Here is a 9785-nt window from a genome sequence, read left to right on the forward strand (position 1 = left end):
ACCCGAAGCTAAAATTCAAAATGAATTAAAAACCAATTCCTTTACCTCATCTGTCTCAATCGAAAGATCTATACCTATATTTTCATCCAATCTCCTTATCCATGATACGATCTTACGATATACATCCACCCTTTGAAACTTCAGGTATCTATACTTGCCATCAATAGTCGGGAATATCTCCGCATTAACTGTAGGGCTATCTGGAAAACGCCTTCTTATGACATCAATTAGCAACTTATGGAGTTTAATACTTCCAAGCGAAACGTAATCAATTCCTTTAGGATCAAGTTTAATTAATATCTCTTCGACCATCCCGCGGTAATCTTCTTCCCATCCTTCATATATTATTATAGGGTCTAATCTTACACCGACGTCATAACCCGCATCCTGACACCTTCTTGCCGCATCCAGCCTTTCCCTGAATGAAGGTGTTTTATGCTCTATGGCATTCACAACCCTCGCGGGACTCAGTGTCCAAGAAGGGATCATATTTTTTGGATGATCTTTCAATAATAGAAGGTTCTGGACATTTGTACTCTTGGTTCTAAATTCTATCACTCCATTCGTGTATTTTGAAAAAAGGTCTGAAATTTTCGTGGAAAAATCTGTTAGTGGATCAAAAGCAAGCGCATCACAGACTTCCCCGACGTGGAAATACGGTCGAGGATGGCTTTTTAAGACTTCCTCCATCTTTAAGAGAACGTCATCCCTATTTACAAAAATTACCGGCACTTTGGTTTGGAAATAATATTGTAGGTAACAATATTCACAATCATATTTACAATCTATCTCATGGAAAAGGTAGTACTGGCCACTCTCCATTCTTCCTATGTTCTTAAGGAGATCTCCCTTCTTCTCAGCTAAAGCCAATGAATTTTTATCCTCACAAGCCCGTAAAGGAAAAGGCTTCTCCTCTCCAATACATTTGTAATTATCCACAAGCTCCACGGGCACAGAGGGCAGCCTGGAGATTATCTTTTTTGTAAGAGGATAATCTTTTATGTGCCTCTCAATATATAATTTATTGGGTGTTTCCATTTTTTGCTAAAAAATTTTTGAACTGAATACAACTCTAAATCTTCATAAGAATAACCATCAAATTGAAAGCTTAAGCCATCCGCCAATTAAAGATTTTAATCGAAGATATAAACCCAGGACAGACACTAGGATACCTAATAAACTTAAATCCAAGTAAATTTCCTATCTCCAAAGCAATTCATTGCAATTAGGACCTTCATTTTCTCTGGTTCAGCATATCACTAAAATTAAAAACCAATTGACGGGACACTATTGTGTATTTAAAATTGATTGATCCTAAATTGGTATCTCCAGATAAGATTATGACAAATCCATATTCAAAATCACATCAGATAATAGTCATAGGAGCAGGACACGCAGGTTGTGAAGCCGCTCTCGCTTCCGCCAGAATGGGGTGTAAGACACTTGTACTCACAGCGAATATTGACACAATAGGCCTCATGTCGTGTAACCCTTCTATTGGAGGTGTTGGAAAAGGACATCTTGTAAAGGAGATTGACGCCCTTGGAGGCGAAATGGGAAAGGCGGCCGACGCAACCGCGATTCAATTCAGAAGACTAAATACAAAAAAGGGCCCGGCAGTCCAAGCAACTAGAACTCAAGCAGACAGGCAAGCTTATAAGACGTACATGAGGAATGCCCTAGAATCCGAAAAGAATATAGATATAAAGCAGAGAATGGTGGAAGGATTTCTTGCCAAGGGTGGAAAGGTCTTAGGTGTTAAAACGAATCTCGGTGAGAATTTCTTCGCGGATGCCGTGGTAGTCACTCCCGGAACATTTCCCAACGGACTGATTCACATAGGGCTTACCAAGATACCTGCAGGTCGTGCCGGTGAAGCTCCTGCGCTAGGGATAACCGAATCTTTTGAGAGCCTTGGATTCAAAATGGGCAGGTTAAAGACTGGGACACCCCCTAGATTCGACGGAAGGACCATCAATTGGGAAATTCTAGAGATTCAACCAGGAGATAATTGTCCGGTTCCTTTTTCATCCTCAAGCAATATTATCGAGAGGAAACAGCTCCCGTGCTACATAACCTACACCAACGAAAAAACACATGACGTGATTAGAAAAAACCTCCATAAATCACCTTTGTATTCAGGACAGATTAAGGGAGTCGGTCCTAGATACTGCCCCTCTATAGAGGATAAGGTCGTAAAGTTTGCCGACAAGGACAGACATCAAATATTCCTTGAACCAGAGGGAATAAATACCTATGAAATTTATCCAAACGGTATCTCGACCAGCCTACCGTTGGACGTTCAATACGAAATCGTCCGAACCATTAGAGGTCTCGAAGAAGTAGAAATAATGAGACCCGGTTACGCAGTAGAATATGATTTCTTAGACCCTACACAGCTAAATAATACTCTTGAATCAAAGCACATCTCAAATTTGTTTTTTGCAGGACAAGTAAACGGGACGACTGGTTATGAAGAGGCAGCTTCACAGGGTCTTATGGCTGGTGTAAACGCAGCCCTTCTTGTAAAAGGAGAAGAACCATTAATTATCGATCGATCGGAAGGTTACATCGGAATCTTACTAGACGACCTGGTTACAAAAGGTGTTGACGAGCCATACAGAATGTTTACTTCACGGGCTGAGTATCGTCTAATTCTGAGAGAAGATAACGCAGATTTAAGGCTCAGGGGAAAGGGTCATCGCATTGGTCTAGTTAGGAATGAAGCGTACAATAAATTCGTTGAGAAAAAAGAAAAGATCGAAAATGAACTAGGCAGGTTGGAAAAAACAAAGGTCTTTCCTAACAATCAGGTCAATGATCTGCTTACACAAATTGGATCTTCACCTTTGAAAAAGCCACACACGTTAAAAGAATTACTTAGACGACCGGAAATTACATACAGAGAACTCAGCTTCATAGATCCTCTCTCAAGTTACTTTATAGACAGTGATATAACAGCACAGATATGTATGGAGATTAAATACGAAGGCTACATAAAAAGGCAGTTCGAACAGGTGGAAAAATTCAAGAGGATCGAACATGTTCATATTCCAAAAGACTTTTCCTATGAAACCATCCCGGGGCTTTCAAATGAGATTGTTCAGAAACTCTCGAAAATCCGTCCATCATCTCTCGGGCAAGCAAGCAGGATTTCAGGTATAACACCTGCTGCTATTTCTGTCCTTATGGTTTATTTAAAGCAAAATGAGATTAAGAATTTAGAGGGTTATTCTCCAAGATTTTCTTGATCTTCGTCGTCTGAGGCAGATAATTCTTGTTCAAGCATTTCCATGATATCTTCATAGTCTCCACCCACATAAGTGGAGCTCTCCGGTTCTTCAAGCAGATCTACGAGGTCTTTTATCTTTCTTCCTCCTCTTTTAGACATGCATCTTATCCTCCTTCATGTAATTCTAACACAACCTATAAAATAATTACAAATATAACTTGATAATTCACCGCATCAAGCTGCATGGTATCTGCGTATTCAAAGAAACGCCAGTCGGTCATCTCAATTACACTCAACCCCGCTGTCATTGATGAGACCCTCGTTTCTGTCGCCAGCAAGCCTCCATGAGTCCGCTCGAAGGGACTCGTTGCCTACCAATGCGGATGGTGAAAAAATCTCTAGGGTAGCCCACCAGTCTTGCTGGTGGGAAAATCGAATGTCCGTTAATTGGAGATGTAGTTGCGGAGGACTTTAGTCGTCCATAAAATCAATGGAATGGAAACCTGATTTATGATAGACGCATCTTCAGCATTTTCAAATTTCGGGACAAGAATGTCCCGACTATCCATAATAAATATTGTCATTAATTACGAAAGGCGGGGTTTTCCAACCCCGCATTGAAAAAACATAAAGAATGGAAACCTAACCTGTCCTGAGCGTTGTCGAAGGGAGGTTTCCCCTACATTTGGGGTAAAAGTAGAAGAGTCTACGAGGCCTTCTCTTGTCGAGCTTTTTTTACGTTTAACAATTCCAGCATCTTCCCCACATTAGTTGTTGGAAGTTGACATTCATAGTTTAGACACACGTAGGCAGTTGCTTTTCCATTGAGGCTCGTGTGATTTCTAGCATATTCTGCGAAACGGCTAATATCGGAAGCGTTCTTATCACTCGCGCGAAACAGCACAATCTTATTGGGTAAGAATTGCTTCCTTAGGGCCTCCAACATGACACCGGTGTCATGAGCTTTGGTATCACCTGCAATCACAACTTCGTATGAAGGGCCTATCCCGAAATCCAAAGCAACCAAGAGTTGAGTAAAAGCTGATGGATACTGTTCGATAACTTTTGAAAAAACTTCACCTATTTTTGCGGCCTTTTGCTCTAGGACCGAATCGGCAGTTATCCTTCCTAGTCTGATGAGGTTAAGCATTGCGACAGAATTGCCCGAAGGTATTGCACCATCATTTATTTCCTTCTGACGAACAATAAGTTCTTCAACATCGCTTGAGGTAAAATAAAACCCTCCATTATCTTCATCCCAGAAATTTTCGATCAACTCACGATTCAGCTCTAAGGCTGTTTTAAGATAGTTAACATCAAAGGTAGCCTCGTATAGCTCAGTTAGCCCCCAAACTAAAAATGCATAATCGGTAACGTTTGCCCTTATTCCGGACTCTCCATCTCTGTACCGATGAAGTAATTCGCCACTCTTATCTCGCAGATTTTTAAGTATAAAATCTACCGCACGGCCAGCAGCTACCGAATACTCTGGCTCATTAAATGCCTGTGATCCTTTAGCGAGGGCGGCAATCATCAATCCATTCCAATCAGTTAGTACCTTATCGTCTTTATGAGGATGAACCCTTTTCTCTCTGACCTTAAACAGCTTCTCTCTTGCCACCTGAATTTTCTTATTTAGTTCCTCTCGAGAAATATTGAGAGACAGGGCAATTTCAGCTACAGGCTTTTTTAGATGCAGGATGTTGTCTCCAGTCTTCCTTCCGGTTGCCTCCTCACCGAAATTGCCCTCTTCATCTATATTGAAAACCTTTATGAAGAATTCGGCATCATCTTTACCCAATACTTGTTTAATCTCTCTTTCACTCCAGAGATAAAATTTACCTTCTTCTCCCTCGCTATCAGCATCCTCGGCCGAATAGAAGCCACCACCAGGGTCAGTCATGTCCCTGAGGACATATGTGAAGATTTCACGAGCGGTCTGCTCATAATCCTTTTTGCCGGTTGCTTGATAAGCCTCAATATATGCCATGGCAAGCATCGCCTGATCGTAGAGCATCTTTTCAAAGTGTGGAACAAACCAATTTGGGTCTGTGGAATAACGATGGAATCCAAATCCAACATGATCGTATATACCACCAAGTCGCATCGATTGAAGGGTCTTTTCCACCATGGCTAATGCATTTTCATTACCACTTCGCTTCCAGTAACGAAGCAGGAAAAGATAATTATGCGGAGTTGGAAACTTAGGCGCGGTCCCTATTCCCCCATTACTTGAATCAAAGGTACCCGCAAGCTGATCATATGCTTTTTCCAATGAAGATTCATCAAGTTCTTCACCCTTTAGCTGTCCTGAACTCCCTAACCCCTGCTGAAGAGCAGAGGTTATCTGATTAGCTGACTTCATGACCTCATCTCTCTGTGTAGTCCAGAGCTCTTTTAGGCGCGGGATCAGCTCGAGCATCCCGGCACGGCCAAAGCGTGCTTCCTTTGGGATGTATGTCGCAGCGAAAAAGGGCTTATTGTCTGGTGTCATTATGATGTTTAGGGGCCATCCGCAATTACCTCTCGATATCATCTGACATACCGTCATATAGATGTTATCTATATCAGGTCTTTCTTCCCGATCTACCTTTATTGAAACAAATGTCTCATTCATGAGCCTTGCAACCTCGGGATCCTCAAAGGATTCGTGCTCCATAACATGACACCAATGGCATGTTGAGTACCCAATTGAAAGGAGAATCGGCTTATTCTCTTTTCGAGCTTTTTCAAAGGCCTCGTCACCCCAAGGATACCAATCCACAGGATTATCCGCATGCTGAAGCAAGTATGGACTCTTTTCATTCATGAGCCGATTTGGCTTTCCCATTTTTTTCGATTCCGTCGCGTGAAGTTTTGTTACATTAGTAAATAGTTCTGATGAAAACAATACGATTAAGACTACTAGAATTCCACTTAAAAGGATAAAGGCTAACCTGTTCATTATTTCAATAAGCTCTTAGGTCACCCTTTTGATACATCAGACCTCGGTATTCAGCATATCCAAGCAGAGTCATATCACTGATTGAAATGTTATTCTTAACCAATATTTACTAAAATCTGTTTTCCTAATAAGATAGTTTAATGCCATTTATTATTATTCGCAACATTCTTATTGGTTACTGATAGAATTCCACCTGAAACGAAGTATTTAAATACCCTTTACTAATGACATTAGTTATAATTATCGACTCAAAAAATTTTTAAATCAAAATATGAATGTAATTGGTAAGAAATACTCTGAGATTATATTAGAGGAAAAGGCGCTGCTAGAATCCCTTGTTCCGGAAATTAAGTCGACATCAAACGAAAAGCTTGAAAGGAAATTAAACAGCGCGCGCGACAATCTTGAAAACCTCTTCTCAGTAGTTTTCATAGGTGAGTTCAGCACCGGGAAATCGACAATAATAAACGCGCTGTTGGGAAGAAACATCCTTCCGGAAGGAATCACTCCGACCACCGATAAAATAACCATCATCAAATACGGTGAAACATTTGAGGAATCAAATGATAACGGCAACCATTATATTGCGATCAACGAAGAAAGGCTTAAAGGTTTTTTCATCGTAGACACTCCCGGAACAAACGTCACAATAGAACAGCATGAAAAGATAACCCAGGACTTCATACCAAACGCCGATATAGTTTTTTTTACAATAGGAGCAGAAAGAGCCGTAACCGGAAGCGAAGCAAAGCTCATAAGATTCATAAAAGAAGACTGGCTTAAAAATATAGTATTCCTCCTAAATAAGACTGATATAGTAGATGACGACAGTGAACTAAATGAGCTGATACGGCATACGGAGGGTGAACTGCAGAGAATATTCAAGATTAGACCGTTTCTGATACCCATTTCTGCAAAGTTTGCCAATAATGCAAGGGCCTCATCCGATGAAGAACTTTATAGAAGGAGTGGAATAAAAAAGGTTGAAGACTACATTTTCAAGACTCTAGGAGAACAAGAACGGATCAGGATGAAAATAAAGGGATCTTCCGAATTTGCTATGAGTCTATGTACCGAAACAATAAAAGCGATTGATAACAACATTCAAAAGATATCTACTGACATGGTAAAGATCGGCGAGTTCGAAAATAGATTAACAGGAATGAAGGAAGAGATCTTCTATAACTCAAATCAGTTCACGGAGAGGATTAAGACAAGACTCCTTGAATTTAAAACAAGGGGTATAGAGTTTATCGATGATCTAATCCGATTTGAGAATGTGCTTAAACTATTCAGAAAAGAAAAGATCGCAAAGGAATTTGAGTCCAGAGTCTCACTTCAGACCGTAAAGGAGCTGGAAAAAGACCTTGATGCTTTGGTTAGCTGGACAGAGCGATCCGCGAGGACAATGATGGATACATCACTCGAGTTTTATCGCAATTCCATCCAACCAGAATCAACAAAGGTAAGCACTGGCTTTTCTTACGATAGATCACTGCTCATAGACACTGTCAGGACGGAAATCGATAAAAGACAAAAGCAAATCGACCCGGCGCTGCTGGGTGGCAATCTTGTCGACTCCGCAAGAACTGCTATTGCATCGGTTTTGGGAGTTCAAGTAGGATCCCTTGCAATCGGTGCGGCAGTTATCTCAGCATTCTCGTCTATAATTGTCGATATAACAGGGATAATAGCAACGATTGCCGTAGTTGCTACGGCTTTTGCTATACTTCCCAGAAAAAGAAGGAATGCGATGAAGGAGTTTAGCGCTAAAGTAGACACCTTGATTAAGGAATTAAGCTCAAGCATAAGCTCACAGCTTGAGAGAGACCTTGATAGCATAAAAATGCAGATCCTGGATTCTCTGATTCCCCTAAAGAACTTTTATAAAATACAGGAAACAAAACTTCTTCAGTCTAAAAACCGTGTTGAAGAAATAGGTGAAAAGTTCACTAAGATCAATAGGAGCGTGTCATAGCTATTTAATAATGAAACAAATCTATAGAAGTAAAGTTAATATCTAAAGATGTTATGCTTACCTAACAAATGCGTTTTAAACAAGATTCATTTAATTCATTCCGGTATTGCTTGAAATTGTCCAGGTTTTTTCAAGGTATTGGGATTTATATGTTTCGATGGCTATGTATACTATATAAGTGATGAACCTTAACTGGAGTACAGTAGTATGAGGGGAACTTTAGGAATAATACTTACACTCTTAGTCTTGCTCTCGCCGACTCATCCATTACACGCCCAAAGCATCAGAGCCGGAGGTTTTGCGAGCCGCGGAATTAGCGGAGGAATTAGGGGAGCAAGGATTGGGACAACCGGTTCTGGAAGACAGGGGATGGTCTCAAATTTCCGCGGACGGTTCAGTCAGGTTGGCTCATCCTCAAGCTTTAGAGGAAATAGCGTCGGGATGAGTAATGGAATGGCTAATTCGAGCTTTCGAGAACGAGGTTTCGGACGAAATATTCCAAATGCCGGAGCTTCATTCAGTTCCAGCTCGAACCTAACAACCTCGACTCTGGGTAAAAACATCTCAAATCCACAATTTCAATTAATTTCTCCCTCCAGAAAAAATACTATAGCACCTGTCAATAGGGGGTCTATCGGTTTTGGTTCTAGAAGGCTAAACAAAGTAAGATCTACATTTCAAAAGGATACATTAATAACGAAGACAGGTCGAAATTATCCCTCTTCTAATAATATCGGCAATACGTTTAGGGGACTAAACAAGCCTCTTATCATTGATAACAAGGCTTCCTTGATATCTAAGAGATTAAACTCCAATCGAAATGGGAATCTGAAACGCAGATTAGCCGGAAAAGAGGGAAGCATCAAACCTGTAAATGAAATATCAATAGCTTCTGCTGGGAACAGAGATATCGCTCATTGGGTTGATGGAGATAATGGCATTAAACATTTTTCAAACGACATAAATTCAATTCCCGAAGAAGCCAAAAGAATTAGTCGGGTTGATGGTAAAAGGCCCAGGTTGGTGTCGGGTTTATCAGATAGAACCAGAAACCTTAGAAATTCTCAGCCTCGTTTAAGAGGAGCATCCTTCACGAGCCCAGATAAAACTGCAAATCTCGTCATGGAAAAGACCGCCGATTTTCCAGGTCAACGCCGAGGCTTTGCGATTGGCCGGGATCATGAAAGAAGAAATATTCACAATGCTAACCCTACTAAAGGCTTCCATCATAATAAGGGTTTCGCCGACACTGATCGCCACCACTTCCGTCATCATCGCTTTCATCACGGTCACTTCTTTCCATTTGATCCATTTTTCTTTGGCAACTCATTTTTCTTTTTCCGGCCATTCTTCCCTCTTTCAAGCTTCTTCTTTGTGAATAATCCTTTTATATTTCAACCAATTTTTCCATCGCCATTCTTCGGTTTTCAGCCTTTTTTTGTGCCTGCGATACCAATTGTTTTCTTTCCAGTTTCCCCCCAATTTACAACATTCACACCATTTATAAATCCATTTTTCATAAATCCCTTTTTCGACCCATTTTTTTTTCAGACGGACTTTTTCTTTAACTCAATCGCCTTTAATAATTTCTTTTAAAGCAGTAACAATGAAGCGGAGGACTTTAGCCCTCC

General features: G+C 40.6%; 7 protein-coding genes. 3 read left to right on the forward strand and 4 right to left on the reverse strand.

The window, feature by feature from the left end; all coding sequences use genetic code 11:
• Positions 1-15 precede the first annotated feature (15 nt).
• Positions 16-1038, reverse strand: a complete 1023-nt coding sequence (locus tag VGA95_04400; GenBank protein HEX9665782.1) for a hypothetical protein — start codon at positions 1036-1038, stop codon at positions 16-18.
• Between the two features lie 302 nt (positions 1039-1340).
• Between VGA95_04400 and mnmG the strand changes: the two genes are divergently transcribed.
• Positions 1341-3251 (forward strand): tRNA uridine-5-carboxymethylaminomethyl(34) synthesis enzyme MnmG, encoded by a 1911-nt coding sequence (gene mnmG / locus VGA95_04405; GenBank protein ID HEX9665783.1) that lies wholly within the window; start codon positions 1341-1343, stop codon positions 3249-3251.
• Here the strand turns inward: mnmG and VGA95_04410 are convergent.
• The 3 genes from VGA95_04410 to VGA95_04420 form a co-directional block, all read right to left on the reverse strand.
• The gene (locus VGA95_04410; protein ID HEX9665784.1) at positions 3230-3391 is read right to left on the reverse strand and encodes a hypothetical protein; all 162 of its coding nucleotides are present in this window, start codon (positions 3389-3391) and stop codon (positions 3230-3232) included. The genes mnmG and VGA95_04410 overlap by 22 nt on opposite strands.
• 35 nt (positions 3392-3426) lie before the next feature.
• On the reverse strand, positions 3427-3570 hold the full coding sequence (locus VGA95_04415) for a hypothetical protein (GenBank protein ID HEX9665785.1): 144 nt from the start codon (positions 3568-3570) through the stop codon (positions 3427-3429).
• 368 nt (positions 3571-3938) lie between these two features.
• Positions 3939-6176, reverse strand: a complete 2238-nt coding sequence (locus VGA95_04420; protein ID HEX9665786.1) for a thioredoxin domain-containing protein — start codon at positions 6174-6176, stop codon at positions 3939-3941.
• Between the two features lie 271 nt (positions 6177-6447).
• On the opposite strand from VGA95_04420, the gene VGA95_04425 reads away from it, so the two are divergent.
• Positions 6448-8154, forward strand: coding sequence for a dynamin family protein (locus VGA95_04425; protein HEX9665787.1), 1707 nt, complete (start codon positions 6448-6450; stop codon positions 8152-8154).
• A gap of 207 nt (positions 8155-8361) precedes the next feature.
• Entirely contained in the window at positions 8362-9750 is a 1389-nt protein-coding gene (locus VGA95_04430) for a hypothetical protein (GenBank protein HEX9665788.1), read from the forward strand.
• Positions 9751-9785 lie beyond the last annotated feature (35 nt).

Source organism: Thermodesulfobacteriota bacterium (genome assembly GCA_036397855.1).
Classification (GTDB): domain Bacteria; phylum Desulfobacterota_D; class UBA1144; order Nemesobacterales; family CSP1-2; genus DASWID01.